The following is a 15,841-nucleotide window of genomic DNA, read 5'->3' as shown; positions in this document are numbered from 1 at the left end:
GTTGGATCCCCTGCCTGGTCGCTGTCGAGCCAGCCGGATGGTTACTGAGCTGCTTCGCTGTTGTCTATCAGGGCGCGAGCATCGCTGAAGCCCCTGCCTGCCTGGTCGCCCGCCCTGGATGCGGCTGAGTCGTCGCCGGTGGCGGCTTTGACGGATTCCTGGGTTGTCAGAATGGCTGAGTGCTGGATCTGGTCCATCCGCTTTACGTTCTGGTAGACCTGTTCTTTCTCGTCATCGCCGTTATCGCCGAATCCGTCAAGAATGCCGTTGAAGATCTCTCCTGCAGCTGTGCCGACCAAACCGCCGCCATAGACGCCTGCCGGGCCGGTGAAAGACGCAGTCGCGACGGTTACGGTACTACCGACCAGGGAGCCGCCCCACAAGCTTGCGTGTTCCTTCCAGGCGTCGTCGCGTGCAGCCGCGTCAGCATCGTCTTTGTTGTCCTGGAAATGCTGGCCGTCGCCGATGACCCCTTGAAACAGGCCGGTTCCGTATGCGATTTTGTCGATGGTGGCATCGGTTGACTGAGGGTAGACATCGGGATACTTCGCCTGTGCCTCCATCAACGCAGCAGCGTATACGTGTTGGGCGACGTTGAGCCGGTCGTACCCTTCCTTGTTGCGGGACACCGCGTGCAGAAAACGTGCCGCATCGTAGGCGTCGAGACGGACCGTGGCCCCGGGAACGGGGTACAGCTTTACTCCGTATTCGATGTCGTGGTCCAGACTGCGCTGCAATTCCGGCATATATTCGGCCGAGATGTTCGCGAAGCTGTCCGACAGGTATTCGTGTTCGCGGAGGAGGTCCCGGTCCTTGGACACCGACACCACCATGTTCTGGAACAAGCCGACCTGCTCCTTGGAGTGCTTTGCGTCCTCGGCTGCAGCAGGTTCCCCGGGACGATGACCCGTCATGGCCGCCTCAAGCGCATGCCCCATCGAGTTCCGCCCCGTCACGCTCTCCTTGCCCGGCATGCTGTCGTCCGGCCACTTGCGGTCTTGGAACAGGTACGTGAAGTTGGGGCTGCTCACTGGCTTGGCGCCGCCGCCCTTTTGCCCGGCGGCGAAGAACGCGGTCGCCGCGGCAGGGCTGTTCGCGAGGGCCTTCATGTAGCCGGTGAGAGGGTCGTTGCCCTCGTCGTTGCCCAGGTGGTTGACCGTGCTGGTGGTTCCCCAGCCGGATCCGTAGAGCTGGTCGGCGCCCTCCATGATCCGTTTGTCCTCCTTGATGAGGGCCGTGCCGTAGTCCTCGAGGAACTTGTCGTCGTAGTCCCCGTAGCGCATGAGGTTGCTCATGACGATGAAGCCGGCAGGGCCCCCGGAGTCGCCGTAGGGAGGCGCGCCTCGCTCTCCGATCGGGTCGGCGCCGATCGCGACCATGTCCTTCTTCCACTTCGTCATGGCCGGTGAATCGGAGTTGGTGGCCGCGGCCACGGTGAGGCTCAGGTTCTTCTGCATCTCGTCGAGGTCGTCGGCACGCGCGAAGTCGGAGGTCTCGCCGTACCCGGCCGGCTTGTCGAGGTTGCTCATCTTCTCCCAGAGCTGCAGCGTCTTCTGGGCGCCGAGCGCTCCTACGACCTTCTCGGCGAAGGGGTATTCGTCGTAGTTCTCGGCGAAGAGCGCGTTGAGTTCGTCGAACTCCTCGGGGCTGAGGTCCTCGGGGTTCTTCTTCGCGAGTTCCGTCGCACGCTTGGCGGCTTTCGTGGCCGCCGCGTTGGCGGCTCGGCTCACCGCGGCCTCGTTGATCTGGACCATGCCCTTGAAGCCGGGATACGGGTCGTTGTCCATGTTCAGGGCCAGGTGGTAGCGCCGTTTCAGCATGGGGAGTTCGTCCCTGGCCCAGTGGGACACGCGCAGGACGGCGGCGAGATCCTCGCTCCCGATGCCGTACCAGCCCAGCTCCGTCTTGTAGTAGGAGGCCCGGCTCTCGAGGGTCTCCTGGTCCCGCCGCACTGAATCAATCGTTTCGTTGAGTCTGTCCGGGTCTATCCCGGAGAAGACGCCCCCGCTGCTTCCCCCGTCGTCCGGGCGCATGCCGTTCCCCGCTCGCCTCGTGTCGGATCCGCTGTCGCTCTTGGGCCGTGTCAGTACATGCGTCTGTTGCGGTTCATCGAACTGGCTTCCTCGGACGTGACCTTCTTGGGCATGCTGTCGATCTCGCGCTGAATGTCCTCAAGTACCTTGTCCACGCGCGATTGCACCGTTTTGCGGTTTCCGGCGACATCCTGGTGCCATTTATCGGCATTCTTTCCCACCCACGACTTCGCCGAGTCCCGGCCGCCCTTACCGATGTCGACCGCCGCCTTCTTCAACGCGTCGACCAGGGCGGGCCGATCCTTTTCGAGCTGCCGCTTCAGGTTCTTGAGTCGCTCCCGTTCAGGATTGTCCACCTTTGGCTTCTCGCCGTCGGCTGCCATGCCCTACCCCCTTATCCGGTGGCACTTTACCGAGCGGGTGCAAAAGGAACGCCAAGTCTGTGAGGGCTTTCCGTGGAGACGGTGACCGTCCGGCTACGTGGCCGCGCGCGGCGCGACACCCGGCGTCGGGAGCACAGGCTGCCACGCGCCGAGCCGTAGTCGTGCTCAACGGCGTGCCGTTCTGGCCAAGTTGGGGGCCCTCAGTCGGGCTCTACGGACGTGGTGAAGTTCCGTAGTCCCTGTCGGTGCCGGTAGGGGGCCAGGGGCGGTTATCCAGCCCGATTACCCGCTCTTTAGGATGCCTTGATGTATCGGTCGGTCGGGGCTGGGCCTCGGTTCGCGGTAACCCCGCCGGAGAATTGGGGGCGCCAGGAGTATGAGCACGGTCACATTCGAGCTGCGGCGCGCGGAGACCGTCAAGGGTGCCCGAGGCGAGGTTCTCTCCTGGGTCGGCGACGTCGCGGGGCTCGGTCGTATCGAGCTCGTCTTTCCTGCGGACTACAGCCACTATCCGTCGGAGTACACCGAGGTGGCGGTGCGGGGGGACAGCGTTCCGCTCACCACGTACATCGGCCTGGGCTACCTGCAACGGCCTCTTCTGGCCAGAGGGGAGCTCAACATCGACTGGGAACCGGCCGCGCTCTCAAGACAGGCCTGGCGGTTCGGCCGGGACGCGCGCGCTTTGCGGATTCGGGTCAAAGGGCGTACGTACGCGTACGTTCAGCGAGGCGGCAAGCGTCGCCATGAACTTGTGCGGCCCGGCGCCGCCGTACACATGAGGCGATCCAGCTGGGTGAAACCCCGGACCATTACCGGGACTTGTCTCGGAGAGGCCGATGCCCTCGACATCAGTATCGCGCTCGTCCTTGAGGGCGTGTACACCCGAAACCTGTCGGTGACGGGGGCGCTCGTTTCGTTGCCTGGGAGAATTCTTAATCGGCTCAACTAAGGCGTCGTTCAGAGCCCTTCGATACGGCCACCGGCCTCGCCTCGCCCAAGGCAAGGTGAGCGTGGCGGGGCAGCAGGCCTCCCGTACTCGGAATGCCTTGCGGATGAGCAGAGAGGGCCGCTCTGAAGATCCAGGCTGTGGGGCGAGAGTACCGCGCGTGTACACACGCAACCTGTCGTTCCGAGGTGCCCTGATCTCGGCTCCAGGAAGGTTCCTGGACTCGCTCGCCAAGCTCACTTGATCGGGACGATCTAGGGTTGATCGTCTGTCGTCGTCAATACAACATCTGGAGATCCGATGCGGAAGCATCATGTGGTTCGTGGGGCCGTCGCCGTGGCCGGAGCCGTCGGGCTTGTTCTGGGGGCGACGGGGGCCGCCAGTGCCGCTGACACCACGCTGACTCTGAAGCGGGGTGGGTACACCATCGGCACCATGACGCATCTCGACCCGGACCCGGACACCTTCCGTGTGTGCGACAAGCGGGCTGATGGTCATGGGGTGACCGGCAAGCTCTATCTGTACATGGGTGGATGGCAGTTGAAGGAGACGAAGTCGGATGGAGGAGACGCCGGTTGCGACTACTTCGACTACAACGTCGTTCCCTACGCGGCCAAGTACATGATGAAGCTGTGCTGGAACGGGCCCGGTGAGGTCTGTGTCCAGAAGGAGTTCACCGAGGACTGAGGGGCAACGGCGTTTGTCCGCGCTGCCCTTCGTACGGCGCCCCTCGGACCCCGCTCGTGCAGCGGGTCCGGGGGCGTCGGGGGCCGCTCACCTCGCCCGTGTCGTCGCGAACTCCTCGCTGCCGGGGAGGAGATCGGTGATCAGCCGCCAGATCTCCTTGGCGTCGGACCGGACCAGCTTCAGCGCGGTGGTGCCGTCCACCTGGCCGGGCAGGATCGGCTCGGCGGGCAGTTCGCGACGCCAGTAGCCGAGCGGGCCGCAGTCCCACACCGCGATCCCGCGCACCTGGAGGGCAGGCGTCCCCTCATCGTGTCCCTGCCACGCGGCGGTCATCCGCCAGCTGGATCGCATCCCGGCGAGCAGCCTGGCGAGGGTGCTGACCTGTGACCTCCGGGTGAGACCGGCGCCTTTCAGCACCTCTGCGATCCGGTCGATGCCCTCCTCGGCGCTCAGGCCCGCGAGGCCGTCCAGGGCGTCTAGTCCGGCGTCTAGGACGGCCATGGTGGTCTCGACCTCGGGCGTGGCGACCTGCACGGTGTCCTCGCCCTGGAGGTTGACCATCCGTGCCAGCGCCCAGACGAGCATGGTCGGCTCCAGCCGGACGTACTCCGACTCCGTGGAGCCCGGCCAGGACTCGTGGGAGTAGACGTAACCGTCGCCGATGGTGACGCCGTGGTGGAGGGTGCCCTGCGCACCGAGCGCCTCGACATGAAGGACGACGGCGGGCTCCCGCAGCGTGCTGACCAGCGGCGCCAGCGCGAGTTCGAGGTTTCCGGCCTCGTCGGTCAGGCCGGCCTCGCGGAGCTCGCGGTCGGCCTCGGCCAGCTCCGGGGGCACCTCCTCGCCATCGGTACGGTGGCGGAGGACGGCCAGGTGGTTCTCGGCGAGCCGGAACCGACCTCGCGTGCTGTCATACGAGGGCATGGCGTGTCGCTTTCGTCGGCGGAAACGGCTGGCGCGAAGACATGGGGCGGCGAGGTCGGGGGGAGTGCGCGAGCATCACTGGAAGACCTCCAGCCAGTCCATCGACCTGTGGAAGAAGGCGCGAACGGCTCCGCCCCGGGTGAGATTGCGGGTGTTGACACCGCACATCACGGCGGCCAGGGCGAGGTCGGTGCCATCGGCCGGGCCCAGGACGGTCAGCGTGGCCTTCTTCCGCGCACCCCTGCCCCGTCGGCTGGTCCGGATCTCCACGCCGTCGCGGACCAGCATCCGGTCGGCGTGCCTGGCACTGGTCGCGAGGTAGCGGTACTCCCGCCCGTCGACCCGCATCCGCAGCGCCCGGCCGGCTCTGGTCTGTGCCCAGCGGTTGCGCTGAAGCCGGATTCCGGCGCCGTTCACACTGAGCCGCGCCATGTGCAGGGAGGGCTTGCGTCCGTAGGCCCAGCCGTCGAAGGAGGCCTTGGGCACCCGGTCCCCGCTGACCTCGGTGGTGTGGCGGTCGCCGTGCCGTCTCGCCGGGTAGACGACCTCGATCCCGCCGAACTCCCCGGCCGTGCCCCGATACCCGAACGTCCAGGTCAGCCGGTGGCCGGAACGATCCTCCCAGTGATCGAGGGTGTACGTCTGTCGCTGCATGGTTCCTTCCCCTCGCGCCGCTCGGCGCGGATGTGCCTCGGTCGGCATCAGTCGAACGGGTTGAGGGCGCTGCCGACCGCCTTGGCGCCGTCGGAAATGGCCTCGCCGGCCTTCTCGGCCTTGTCACCGACCCAGTCCGCGGCCTCCTCCGCTCCCTTGCTGATGCTGTCCCAGTTGTCCCAGACCAGGGTTCCGGCATAGGCGACGCCGGTGCCGACGGCCAGGCCGATGGTGACCGGGTTGGGGGCGATCATCGCGGCGGTGAGGGAGGCGTTGAAGGCCGTACCGGTCCAGTTGGAGAGGTACTTGGCCTTGTCCTCCTTCCACGCCTTGCCGTGATCCATGGTCGCGAGGTTGGCCACCCCCCAGGCGGTGGCGGCGGCGGAGCCGACGATGCCGGCGCCGCGCATCCATCCGGCGGCCCTGGCCGCGTTGGCGAGACCGCCGCGCTGGGCGACGCTGAGCAGGTTGGCCTCGGTGGCGGTCGGCATGTAGAAGGCGCCGTTGCGCATGTAGCCGGCGAGCATCGCCGCCTCGTCGGAGCCGGCGAGGGCGGCCGTCGGCACCCGGGTCAGCCAGCTTCCGGCCTTGGGAATCCTGGACAGTTTGTCCCAGTGGCCGTTGATCATGCGGGCGGTGAAGGTGCCCGGGGCGTTGAGCACCTTGGAGGATTTGAAGTACGAGATCAGCGACTTGCCGCCGAGCAACGCCGTGGTCGACGACGTGAAGAACGCCGACAGATTGGCGGCCCCCTCGATGTACGTCGACACCGCCTTGCCCAGTTCCTCGTTGCCGCTGAGCTGGGTGACGGCATCCCCCTGGATCCGGACGAGCCAGTCGTCGAGGGTCTCGCCGTCCTTCTTCTTCAGCCAGCCGTCGTCGAGTTGGCCGTCGGCCGCGGTCGCGTTGGCGACCAACAGGATGTCCGGCGGCAGATCCTTGTTCTTGAGCTGTTCGGGGGTGAAGCCGGCGAGCAGGAGTCCGGCCATCGGATCGCCGTCCTCCAGACGGGCATACGCGGCCTTCCTGCGCAGGTCGGGCGCGGTCTCGCCCACCCAGGAGCGCATCGGCTTCAGCGCACTCAGTTTGTCCGACACGCCCAGTGTCGAGGCCCGAGTGAACACCTCGCCGAGTTTGTCCCCCATGCCGCCCCGCCCGTCGAGCAGCTTGGCCAGCTGCTCGAGGTCCTGCGGGTTCACCACTCTGCTCGGCTTGGCCGTCACAAAGCTCCTTCAGATGATCAATGTCGACTGTCTTCCGCGCAGGAAACAGCACCGGCACGCGAACAACGTATCGAAGCTGCGCGGAGACCTCAGCGTCAACAGCCCTCGACGCGGTGGGCTCGCGTCAGTGCGTCCAGCAGGGCCTCGCGGTCGTGCGTGGCGATCAGCAGCGGTTCGCCCCGTACGGTCTCGACCATGATCTGGTCCATGCCCATCGGCACCGACCAGCCGCCCCCCATGACCCGTGGCGGCCTGGTCGTACGGCTCGCCCGCCGCAACTCCGCGAGCTCCTCTCGCGACCGGGAGGCCAGGGACGCGACGAACTCGGCTTCCGTGGGCTGCTCACGGGCTTCCCGCAGCGAGTCGGCCGCCAACGACTCCACCGGGATCGTCGCCCGCCCCACGGTCAGTTGTCCGTCCCGAATGTGGATGCGGTGATATACGCGTTTGGAAATCGGCACGGCGTTGAATACGACTGCGAGAAACGCCGAAGAGCCGAGAATGACGAACCAGACCGTACGGTCCTCGGGCAGCAGGATGCTCCCCTGATAGGCGACCCAGACACCGAGAACCAGCAACGTGGCGACGGTCCAACGCCTGGGCAGCTTCTCCTCGTACACCACCGCCCGCCCGTACGACGCTGTCGCTTCACCCGCTCCACGGCTCTCGGCGCCTTCCACAGCTGCTCTCCTCGATTCGAACGGCCCCGGTTCCGGTCAGGCTACGCCGGGAATTCAGCGGTTCACGGCCTGGATCTCCTGGACGGTGATGGCCTGTTCGTTGCCGAAAGTGCCGTCGGGGAGGTCGCCACCGGTGCCGCCGGTGCCGGTCCAGGCGATGTCCCAGGTGATGGTGGCGCGGAGTTTGTACGTGCTGTCGCCGGAGGAGCGGAGGTACTTGAGGCCGCAGGGCGGGGTCTGGTCGGCCTTGCCCTTGGCGTAGGGCTCGCCGATGGAGCCGTCCGTGTTGATGGTGCATTCGCCGGAGGCGGGATAGGTCGTGGCGTCGGCCGTGCCCGGTTCCAGCTTCAGGGACACCGGTTTGGCTGTGGTGGTGGCCTGGATGTTGAAGCCGGGGACGTTGATGGCCGCCGTCGCCTGGACCTCGTTGAAGACGGCTTTGTCGAGCCAGGCCCAGGTGGGGAGGTTCACCTTGGTCGTGGCCCGGGGGGCGAGGGTGACCTTGGTGGCCGGTAGCTCCATGTGCTGGTACGCGAGGGCGGCGAGCATCTCGGGGCGGATGGCTTCCTCGTACTGGGGTGGTGGGGCTTCGCCGTTGTCGACCCAGAAGGGGATGTCGTTGCAGGAGCTGCGTTTGAGTACGTCGGGCTCGTTGGGGTTCTCGACGCCGGCCCAGAACATGCCCTCGCCGTCCTTGGCGACGTTGTAGTCCTTGTAGCCGGGGGTGTCGGTCCAGCCGTACTCGTCCTCGTAGTGCCGTTGCAGCTCACCAATCGCCGCGCCCGCGGTGCCGCCCATGCCGGGGGTGTTCATGGCGCTGTCGATGGACTCGGACATCTTCTTCTTGAAGTCCTTGGCACCGAGGTAGGGGGCGTACCAGCAGGGCGGGGGCGTCCAGTTGACGTCGGAGGACGTCACGTTGCCGGTGGCGCCGCCTTTGGCTACGGAGCCGGAGTATCGGATTTGCGCGGTGGCGTAGATGCCGGTGCCGTCGCTGCCACCCGTCTCTCTTGTTTTGCCGCCCTTTGCGTCGCCCACACCCGTTCCCGCGTAGGCGGATCCCGTGAGGGCGAGGGTGCTGAGAGCCAGCGTCAGCGCTGCTACGGCGAGGCGGGGGCCATATGAAGCCTTCACTGGCACTTCGCCGCCTTCTCCTCGACGTACACGCTCGACGCCTGCCACAGGTCGGTACCCGTGGGGAGCTTGACCATGATGATCTTGAAGTAGCTGAAGTCCGTGATGCTGGGGTCGGTCGTGAGGACCTTCTGGGTCTTGGTCTCCCGGGCGTAGAACTTGGTCGAGTCGGAGCAGAACGCCACTTCCACCGACTTGCCGTTCGCGGCGGACCGAGTGGTGGCGTCGTAGTGGCGCCGGGTGCCGGTGACAGTCCAGCCACCTTCGATATAGGCGTCGATCTGGGTGTTCGCGTACTTGAGACCGTCACCGGTCGCATAGGTGGCGACGGCCGCGCTCTTGGTCGTGCCCTTGTCGACGCCCTGGTAGATGGCCCGGATGTAGTTCGCGGCGTCATCCATCGCCGCCGCTTCGTTCTTGTCCTGCGGCTTGTCCCAGTCGAAGACGAGGTTGATGTCCTTGGGCAGGGACACGTCCACCCCGTCCGGCTTGTCCTCCGCCGGTGCTCCCGAGGCCGATGCCGAGGCCTTCGGTGACTCCGAGCCCTGGCCGGAGCCCGCGATCTTGTCGTTGTCGCTGGCTTTGTCGTCCCCGCTGCCGCAGGCCGTCAGCAGCAGGGCTGCCGTTGCTATCAGAGCGGCAGCAACGGGCAAAGAGCGGCGCTTCACTATGGACTCCCCGTGAGACATCAGTTCAGTCAAGTGATCCGACGCTATCGGTGAGGTTCCCGGTTTCGCCAGAGCGAACTTCGCAGTAAATGGGGGCGATCCTGGGCGTATGGGTATGTGACCCGTGTCCTGATCGTGCCCGAGCGGGCGACGACCCTCGGACGGGTGGAGGGGCGTCCAAGGGCGTCGCGGTGTCTATGCGTTTCGCTTTGCTATCGCCGTGCTCTGCAACTCGGGCACGCGCACGGGGGATACGCCGACGTGCGTGGCAGTGGCGCCGCCCGTCCGCCCGCCAGGATCTCGAGCTTGCCCCGGTCCTCGGTCACCGTGCCCTCGGTGTCGAGTTTGTAGACGCGCAAAGTGAGGCGCGAGCGGCGGTCGGCGCTGTCGAGGATGTCGAGTGCGTCCGTCGGGGGCGGGTAGTGCACGGCGCATTCCTGGCACGCGTACACGTTGAAGCCGGGGCCCGTCGGGGCGTGGACCTCGTGGACCAGGACCGGTTCCTCCGTGATGCGTTCGCAGCGGGCGCACATACGGAGCGAGGGGCGGGTCATCGGGGGGCCGCCGGGAGTCGTACGCCGTGGATATGAGTCGGGCCTACGGCGATGCCGAGGGTGGCCAGATAGGCGGCCCGGCGGCGTGCGCGTTGGAGGTGGGGAGTGGGTGGGGTCGGGATGTAGCGCAGGGGTGGCAGGGCGCCGAGGCGGTGGCGGCCCCTCGGGCGTGGGGTGCAGAGGGTCACGACCCAGGCGAGGGCCCGGACGATAAGGTCCAGCATGTCGGCGCTCCTACTTAGCGTTGGCCACGCCCCGGGACGGCTCCACCCGTCGCCGGGGTCTTCGTTTTCCGTAGATCAGCCTACATTGCTGCGCATGTCAGTGCATAGCAGTGCGCAGCAATGCGTCCATCACTGCAGCTCAGAGCTGTTTTACGGTGGTGGTTATGGCAGCAGACAGAGGCGATTCACCGATCGACCCCAACAAGATCGCGTACGTCTATATGCAGGTGGCTGACCACATCGCTGCTCGCATCGCGTCCGGAGAGCTGCGACCGGGGGCGCGCCTGCCCGGCGAGCGGGATCTCGGCTCCGAGTACGGCGTTGCCTATCTGACCGCCCGCCGTGCCATCCGCGAACTCCGCGAACGCGGCCTCGTCGTCACCCTCCCCGCCAAGGGCACCTTCGTCGCGTACCCCGCTGAGCCGGACAGCCCCGCGGACAGCGAAGGCGGTCAGTGAAGGGGGCGGAAGCCAGGTCCTGGGAGCGGGGCTGGGTGCCGCCTGCTGGGCCGCGGCCGCCCTCGTGAGCGAATCGTGCAGGCCTCATGGGTGGACCGTGACGAAAAACTCCCCGTGCGCAGAATCAGGTGGCCGCCTTTGATTCGCTCCCGCACAGCTCGCGGCCCTTTCACGGCTCCCGTACAACTGGGCAGCGCGCGCCCCAAGTTGCAGATGGATAACGGGGAGTGGGGTGAGGCGTATGACTCCGGACGCGCCTTGAGGGGCTTATGTACGGCTGATACGGTGCCATGGCTTGACACTCACCCCAGCGATGGCTATCCGCGAAGGATCGGGCGAACGCGGGTGAAGTGTCCTAATTTGCAAAGAATTTGGCAGGCAATTTCTTGGGCGTACGGGGAGCAGTCGCGTGAAGATCCAAGAGCGTACGGGGGCGGGTCAGGGTCGTTCCGCCGCTCCTGCTCAGCCGTCGGTCGGTGACCGGCTTCCCACGCCGCCTCGCGAGCGCAAACCGGCGTTGGCCGCGTTGGCGGTGCTGCTGATCCTGGTCGGTGCGCTGGGGGCGACGATGCTCGTGCTCCAGGCCGGGGACCGGATCGAGGTCGTGAAGGTCACGCAGGACATCCCGGCGGGCGGATCGGTCACCAACGGCAACGTGACGTCGGTCCTGGTCGCGGAGAACAGCGACATCCACTACATCAAGTGGTCGCAGCTGGACGCGCTGAAGAAGCTGAAGGCCCTCGACGCCATCCCGAAGGGCGCCGTGCCGGTCGGTGAGATGTTCGGCAGCAAGGTCGCCGCCGCCCAGGGCAAGACCCTCGTAGGCCTCTCCCTCAAGGCCGGCCAGTTCCCGTCCGGTATCAAGGCGGGCGACACCGTCGCCGCCTACCGCGTCACCGAGGGCGGCTCCACCGGCAACAGCTCGGCCTCGACCTCCGGCAGCAGCAACGCCGTACTCGCCGAGAGGGCCGTCGTGACCGCCGTGCCGGGCGACAAGAGCGACGACGAACTCGTCGCCAGCACCAACTCCGCCTACACGCTCGCCGTCGACAACGACCAGGCCGCCGCCCTCGCCCAGGCCGCCGCGAACGGCGAAGTCGCCCTCGTCCTCGTTCCCAGCAGCAACTAGAAGGCGGCCCCCGACCCATGGCGCTCATCGCTCTCGCCGCCGACAAGGGTTCCCCCGGCGTCACCACCGCGGCCGTCGCCCTCGCGGCGGTCTGGCCGCGGCGTGCCCTGCTCGCCGAGACCGACCCGGCGGGCGGCGACCTCGTCTACCGCAGTGCCGCCGCACACGGCGGGCCGCTCAACCCGAACACCGGCATGCTCTCCATCGCGGCCACCGCGCGCCGCGGCCTGGTGCCCGACCAACTCTGGGACCACGTCCAGCCGTTGAGCGGTGGCCTCGAAGTCCTCGTGGGGCTCGGGAACGCCGAGCAGGCCGCCGGTCTCGCCGGGCTCTGGCCGACGCTCGGGCACTCCTTCGCCGCGCTCGCCGAGTCCCCGAACGCGGCCGCCGACGTCATCGCCGACTGCGGCCGGATAGCCGGTGACACGCCCGCCGTGGAGCTGTTCCCGCACGCCGCCCTCGTGCTGCTGATCTCCCGTACCGAGCCCGAGGCCATCGCCCGGGTCCGGGACCGGGCCGCCGCCCTCGGCAACAAGCTGCACGGCGGTCAGCGCGGGGTCGCGACCATGGGCAACCCGATGATCGGGGTCGTGCTCATCGCCGACACCAACAACGCGGCGAAGATCTCCGGCCAGGTCAACGACATGCTCGTGCACGCCCAGACCGGCGCCCGTGTCGTGGGCACCATCGCCGACGACCCGGCCGGCGCCGAGCAGTTGGCGGGCCGCAGGCGCGGACGGCTCGACAAGTCGCTGCTCATCCGCAGTGCCCGCAAGGTCACCTCGGACCTCTACCAGCAGTACGGCGCCGCCTGGTCCGTGTCCACCCAGGCCCAGCAGGGTCAGATGCACGGCGACCTGAACGGCCGTGCGGGGGCCGGGCGATGACCGCTGTCGACCATCAACTGGTCAAGCGGTTCCGCCAGGAGGCCGGCGACCGGATCGCCGAGCAGCGGCGCCTGGACCAGGTGTCCGGCGTCACCCCCATGTCCCCCGAGGACGAACGGCACTACGCCCGCGCGGTCATAGCCCAGATCCTGGAGGACCACGCCCGCACGGAGATCAACGCCGGGCGCACCCCTCTGGACGCGGAGACCGAGGAGCAGTACGCCGCCGCGGTGCACGCCGCGCTCTTCGGCGTCGGGCGGCTCCAGCCGCTGCTGGACGACCCCGAGGTCGAGAACATCGACATCAACGGGTACGACCAGGTCTTCGTCGGCTACTCCGACGGCCGCGAGGTCAAGGGCGACCCGGTCGCCGAGTCCGACGAGGAACTCATCGAGCTCATCCAGGTGCTCGGCGCGTACTCGGGCCTGTCGTCCCGGCCCTTCGACTCCGCCAACCCCCAGCTCGACCTCCGGCTCCCCGACGGCTCGCGTCTGTCGGCCGTCATGGACGTCACCCGGCGCCCGGCGCTGTCCATCCGGCGCGCGCGCATGGGCAAGGTCTTCATCTCCGACCTCGTCGGCAACGGCACGCTGAGCCCGGAGGTCGCGCACTTCCTGGCGTGCGCGGTGCGGGCCCGCAAGAACATCATGATCGCGGGCGCGACCAACGCCGGCAAGACCACGCTGCTGCGGGCCCTGGCGAACGAGATCCCGCCGCACGAGCGCCTCATCACCGTCGAACGCGCCCTGGAACTCGGGCTCGACACCTTCGCCGACCTGCACCCCAACGTCGTCGCGTTCGAGGAGCGGCTGCCCAACTCCGAAGGGCAGGGCATGATCTCGATGGCGGAGCTGGTGCGCCGGTCACTGCGTATGAACCCCTCGCGCGTCATCGTCGGTGAGGTCCTCGGCGACGAGATCGTGACCATGCTCAACGCGATGTCGCAGGGCAACGACGGCTCGCTGTCCACGATCCACGCCAACAGCTCCAGCGAGGTCTTCAACCGCATCTCCACGTACGCGTTGCAGGCCTCCGAGCGGCTGCCCATCGAGGCCAGCCAGATGCTGATCGCGGGCGCCGTGAACTTCGTCGTGTTCATCCAGCGGCGCAACAACTACCAGACGGGCGGGCGCCTTCAGCGCATGGTCACCTCCATCCGCGAGGTGAACGGGGTGGACGGCCGCGTGCTGTCCAGCGAGGTGTTCGCCGAGGCCCACGACGGCCGGATCGTGCCGCACGCGCCCATCGCCTGCGTCGACGACCTGATCGCACAGGGCTACCGGCCCACGGGAGCGTGGGGATGATGACGAATCTCGCGGCTTTGGACTCGCTGGGATCCCTCGGCGGGCTGTTCTCCACGACCGTCCTGTACTCGATCGCCTCCGGTGTCGCCGTCGGCGGTGGCATCGCGCTGTTCACCGTCGCCGTACGCGGAATGCCCGCCAAACCCGAGCACGAGAAGCAGAAGGCCGCCGAGCGGGCGAACGAACTGATCCGGTTCGCCGGGCAGCGCGGTTCGCTCGCCGCCATCATCGGCATCGCCGTGCTGCTGCTCACCCAGTGGGCGGTGGCCGGGATCGCGGCCGGCGTCCTCGTCTTCTTCTGGGACCGCCTCTTCGGCGGTGCCGCCGAGGAACGCGCCGCGATGAAACGGGTGGAGGCGCTGGCCGGCTGGACCGAGTCGCTGCGGGACACCATCGCCGGCGCGGTGGGTCTGGAGCAGGCGATCCCGGCGTCCGCGCGCGCCTCGGCCCCGGTGCTGCGGCCCCATCTGGACGCCCTGGTCGACCGGTTGCGGTCCCGCACCCCACTGCCGGACGCGCTCCAGCACCTCGCCGACGAGATCGACGACGCCTCCGCCGACATCATCGTCGCGGCCCTCATCCTCAACGCCCGCCTCCGCGGCCCCGGTCTGCGCCAGGTGCTCGGCGCGCTCGCCAAGTCGGCGCGCGAAGAGGTCGACATGCGCAACCGCGTGATGGCGCAACGGGCCTCCACCCGGCGCTCGGTGCAGATCGTCGTCGCGGTGTCGGTCGCCTTCGTGCTCGGACTGTCCGTGTTCAACCGGGAGTTCGTGGAGCCGTACGGCACCGCGATCGGCCAGGTCGTCCTCGCCGTCGTCTGCGGGCTGTTCGCCCTCGGCTTCTGGTGGCTGCGCAAGCTGTCGACGATCGAGACACCCGAACGCTTCCTGGTCAGGGACGGGTCGAACGTCCAGTTCGTCCGCCCGCGCACACCGTCCCCACAGACGCTTCCGGAAGAGGGGGCACGCCGATGAGTGACATCACCATGCCGGTCGTCGTCGGCGCCGTCATCGGGCTCGGCATCTACGTCCTGGTCCGCGCCCTCATGCCGACCAAGCGCAGCGCCGTCGCGCAGGTCGCGCGGATCGACGCCATGCGGGCGCGCGGAGCGTCGTACGACACTCCGCGGACCGCCGCCGACACCGGGCGCCTGGGCTCGCTGCGGGCCGAAGTCGGGCTGCGCGTCGCCGAGTTCTATGTGCAGCAGGGCTGGGAGCAGCGCTCGCTGCGCGCGGACCTCGCGGTTCTCGACCGCAGCTGGGAGAAGTTCCTGGCGACGAAGGTGCTGCTGGCGACGGTGGGCCTGTTCTTCGGCCCCATGCTGTTCGCCGTGGTCTGGGCGTTGGCGCTGGCCGACAGCCCGATCGTCCCGGTCTGGCTGGCGCTGCTGTGCGCGGCCCTGTTCTTCTTCCTGCCCGACCTGGAGGTACGGCGGGACGCCGCCGCCAAGCGACGGGACCTGCGGCGCGTGATCGGCGCCTACCTGGACCTGGTGTCCATGAGCCTCGCCGGTGGCCGCGGTCTGCCCGAGGCGCTGATGGCGGCGGCTGAGATCTCGGACGGCTGGGCCACCCAGCGCATCCGCAACGCCCTCGCCGACGCCCGTATCACCGGCATCAGCCAGTGGCAGGCGCTGGGCCTGCTCGGCGAGGAACTGGGCGTGGAGGAGCTGAAGGACCTCTCCGCCTCCCTCGCCCTGGTGGCGGACGACGGCGCGAAGGTCCGTGAGTCGCTCGCCTCCCGCGCCGAGACCATGCGGCACCGCGAGATGGCCGAGATCGAGGGCAGCGCGGGCGAGAAGTCCCAGTCGATGCTCGTCGCGCAGCTGCTGCTGTGCGCCGGCTTCCTGGTGTTCCTGATCTATCCGGCCGCCATGCGGGTCTTCCAGGTCTGAAGCCCACCGCCCGACACCGACGTCTGATGCCGACTCACCTCCACAAAGCCTCCTGAAAG

The 15,841-nt window shown here is 67.8% G+C and carries 18 protein-coding genes; 8 read left to right on the top strand and 10 right to left on the bottom strand.

The window, feature by feature from the left end; translation table 11 throughout:
* Positions 1 to 41: 41 nt before the first annotated feature.
* A complete protein-coding gene (locus ACH41F_RS33500; RefSeq protein ID WP_391239963.1) occupies positions 42 to 2,033 on the bottom strand; it encodes a hypothetical protein in 1,992 nt (663 codons plus the stop codon).
* 50 nt (positions 2,034 to 2,083) lie between these two features.
* Positions 2,084 to 2,416 (bottom strand): hypothetical protein, encoded by a 333-nt coding sequence (locus ACH41F_RS33495; protein ID WP_391239960.1) that lies wholly within the window; start codon positions 2,414 to 2,416, stop codon positions 2,084 to 2,086.
* Between the two features lie 376 nt (positions 2,417 to 2,792).
* On the opposite strand from ACH41F_RS33495, the gene ACH41F_RS33490 reads away from it, so the two are divergent.
* Together ACH41F_RS33490 and ACH41F_RS33485 are read left to right on the top strand one after the other, a co-directional pair.
* Complete coding sequence (locus ACH41F_RS33490) at positions 2,793 to 3,365, top strand: hypothetical protein (RefSeq protein ID WP_398838869.1); 573 nt, start codon at positions 2,793 to 2,795, stop codon at positions 3,363 to 3,365.
* Between the two features lie 432 nt (positions 3,366 to 3,797).
* Complete coding sequence (locus ACH41F_RS33485) at positions 3,798 to 4,049, top strand: hypothetical protein (RefSeq protein ID WP_391239954.1); 252 nt, start codon at positions 3,798 to 3,800, stop codon at positions 4,047 to 4,049.
* An 87-nt stretch (positions 4,050 to 4,136) separates the two neighbouring features.
* Here the strand turns inward: ACH41F_RS33485 and ACH41F_RS33480 are convergent, their stop codons facing one another.
* The 8 genes from ACH41F_RS33480 to ACH41F_RS33445 all read right to left on the bottom strand — a co-directional run bounded on the left by ACH41F_RS33480 (position 4,137) and on the right by ACH41F_RS33445 (position 10,110).
* Complete coding sequence (locus tag ACH41F_RS33480; RefSeq protein WP_398838867.1) at positions 4,137 to 4,973, bottom strand: hypothetical protein; 837 nt, start codon at positions 4,971 to 4,973, stop codon at positions 4,137 to 4,139.
* A 75-nt stretch (positions 4,974 to 5,048) separates the two neighbouring features.
* Positions 5,049 to 5,627 carry a hypothetical protein gene (locus ACH41F_RS33475; RefSeq protein ID WP_398838866.1) on the bottom strand — a complete coding sequence of 193 codons (579 nt, stop codon included), beginning with the start codon at positions 5,625 to 5,627 and terminating at the stop codon, positions 5,049 to 5,051.
* 47 nt (positions 5,628 to 5,674) lie between these two features.
* Complete coding sequence (locus ACH41F_RS33470) at positions 5,675 to 6,850, bottom strand: hypothetical protein (protein WP_391239945.1); 1,176 nt, start codon at positions 6,848 to 6,850, stop codon at positions 5,675 to 5,677.
* Positions 6,851 to 6,945: 95 nt separating this feature from the next.
* Positions 6,946 to 7,530 carry a hypothetical protein gene (locus tag ACH41F_RS33465; protein WP_398838864.1) on the bottom strand — a complete coding sequence of 195 codons (585 nt, stop codon included), beginning with the start codon at positions 7,528 to 7,530 and terminating at the stop codon, positions 6,946 to 6,948.
* A gap of 54 nt (positions 7,531 to 7,584) precedes the next feature.
* Positions 7,585 to 8,664, bottom strand: coding sequence for a hypothetical protein (locus ACH41F_RS33460; RefSeq protein WP_398838863.1), 1,080 nt, complete (start codon positions 8,662 to 8,664; stop codon positions 7,585 to 7,587).
* Positions 8,661 to 9,332, bottom strand: a complete 672-nt coding sequence (locus ACH41F_RS33455; RefSeq protein ID WP_391240207.1) for a hypothetical protein — start codon at positions 9,330 to 9,332, stop codon at positions 8,661 to 8,663. Before ACH41F_RS33455 ends, ACH41F_RS33460 begins: the two co-directional genes overlap by 4 nt.
* A gap of 212 nt (positions 9,333 to 9,544) precedes the next feature.
* Positions 9,545 to 9,886 (bottom strand): hypothetical protein, encoded by a 342-nt coding sequence (locus ACH41F_RS33450; protein WP_391239937.1) that lies wholly within the window; start codon positions 9,884 to 9,886, stop codon positions 9,545 to 9,547.
* Positions 9,883 to 10,110 carry a hypothetical protein gene (locus ACH41F_RS33445; RefSeq protein ID WP_398838862.1) on the bottom strand — a complete coding sequence of 76 codons (228 nt, stop codon included), beginning with the start codon at positions 10,108 to 10,110 and terminating at the stop codon, positions 9,883 to 9,885. Before ACH41F_RS33445 ends, ACH41F_RS33450 begins: the two co-directional genes overlap by 4 nt.
* 164 nt (positions 10,111 to 10,274) lie before the next feature.
* On the opposite strand from ACH41F_RS33445, the gene ACH41F_RS33440 reads away from it, so the two are divergent.
* From ACH41F_RS33440 to ACH41F_RS33415, 6 genes are all read left to right on the top strand, one after another.
* A complete protein-coding gene (locus ACH41F_RS33440; RefSeq protein ID WP_398838860.1) occupies positions 10,275 to 10,568 on the top strand; it encodes a winged helix-turn-helix domain-containing protein in 294 nt (97 codons plus the stop codon).
* A 409-nt stretch (positions 10,569 to 10,977) separates the two neighbouring features.
* On the top strand, positions 10,978 to 11,697 hold the full coding sequence (locus tag ACH41F_RS33435; protein ID WP_391239928.1) for a hypothetical protein: 720 nt from the start codon (positions 10,978 to 10,980) through the stop codon (positions 11,695 to 11,697).
* A gap of 17 nt (positions 11,698 to 11,714) precedes the next feature.
* Positions 11,715 to 12,584, top strand: coding sequence for a hypothetical protein (locus ACH41F_RS33430; RefSeq protein ID WP_391239925.1), 870 nt, complete (start codon positions 11,715 to 11,717; stop codon positions 12,582 to 12,584).
* Complete coding sequence (locus ACH41F_RS33425) at positions 12,581 to 13,888, top strand: ATPase, T2SS/T4P/T4SS family (RefSeq protein ID WP_391239922.1); 1,308 nt, start codon at positions 12,581 to 12,583, stop codon at positions 13,886 to 13,888. The genes ACH41F_RS33430 and ACH41F_RS33425 overlap by 4 nt, the downstream gene beginning before the upstream one ends.
* Entirely contained in the window at positions 13,888 to 14,862 is a 975-nt protein-coding gene (locus ACH41F_RS33420) for a type II secretion system F family protein (protein WP_391239919.1), read from the top strand. The genes ACH41F_RS33425 and ACH41F_RS33420 overlap by 1 nt, the downstream gene beginning before the upstream one ends.
* A complete protein-coding gene (locus ACH41F_RS33415; protein ID WP_398838858.1) occupies positions 14,859 to 15,782 on the top strand; it encodes a type II secretion system F family protein in 924 nt (307 codons plus the stop codon). The genes ACH41F_RS33420 and ACH41F_RS33415 overlap by 4 nt, the downstream gene beginning before the upstream one ends.
* The last annotated feature ends 59 nt before the right edge of the window (positions 15,783 to 15,841 follow it).

The sequence above is a fragment of the Streptomyces sp. NPDC020489 genome, from assembly GCF_044386545.1.
Lineage (GTDB): Bacteria > Actinomycetota > Actinomycetes > Streptomycetales > Streptomycetaceae > Streptomyces.
The sequence above is the reverse complement of the archived record's forward strand: the minus strand, read 5'-3'. Positions and strand labels throughout refer to the sequence as shown.

Coding starts and splice junctions, on each gene's coding strand:
- ACH41F_RS33500 (WP_391239963.1), bottom strand. CDS start 2,033: ATGCGCCCGGACGACGGGGGAAGCAGCGGGGGCGTCTTCTCCGGGATA.
- ACH41F_RS33495 (WP_391239960.1), bottom strand. CDS start 2,416: ATGGCAGCCGACGGCGAGAAGCCAAAGGTGGACAATCCTGAACGGGAG.
- ACH41F_RS33490 (WP_398838869.1), top strand. CDS start 2,793: ATGAGCACGGTCACATTCGAGCTGCGGCGCGCGGAGACCGTCAAGGGT.
- ACH41F_RS33485 (WP_391239954.1), top strand. CDS start 3,798: ATGACGCATCTCGACCCGGACCCGGACACCTTCCGTGTGTGCGACAAG.
- ACH41F_RS33480 (WP_398838867.1), bottom strand. CDS start 4,973: ATGCCCTCGTATGACAGCACGCGAGGTCGGTTCCGGCTCGCCGAGAAC.
- ACH41F_RS33475 (WP_398838866.1), bottom strand. CDS start 5,627: ATGCAGCGACAGACGTACACCCTCGATCACTGGGAGGATCGTTCCGGC.
- ACH41F_RS33450 (WP_391239937.1), bottom strand. CDS start 9,886: ATGACCCGCCCCTCGCTCCGTATGTGCGCCCGCTGCGAACGCATCACG.
- ACH41F_RS33445 (WP_398838862.1), bottom strand. CDS start 10,110: ATGCTGGACCTTATCGTCCGGGCCCTCGCCTGGGTCGTGACCCTCTGC.
- ACH41F_RS33440 (WP_398838860.1), top strand. CDS start 10,275: ATGGCAGCAGACAGAGGCGATTCACCGATCGACCCCAACAAGATCGCG.
- ACH41F_RS33430 (WP_391239925.1), top strand. CDS start 11,715: ATGGCGCTCATCGCTCTCGCCGCCGACAAGGGTTCCCCCGGCGTCACC.
- ACH41F_RS33425 (WP_391239922.1), top strand. CDS start 12,581: ATGACCGCTGTCGACCATCAACTGGTCAAGCGGTTCCGCCAGGAGGCC.
- ACH41F_RS33420 (WP_391239919.1), top strand. CDS start 13,888: ATGACGAATCTCGCGGCTTTGGACTCGCTGGGATCCCTCGGCGGGCTG.
- ACH41F_RS33415 (WP_398838858.1), top strand. CDS start 14,859: ATGAGTGACATCACCATGCCGGTCGTCGTCGGCGCCGTCATCGGGCTC.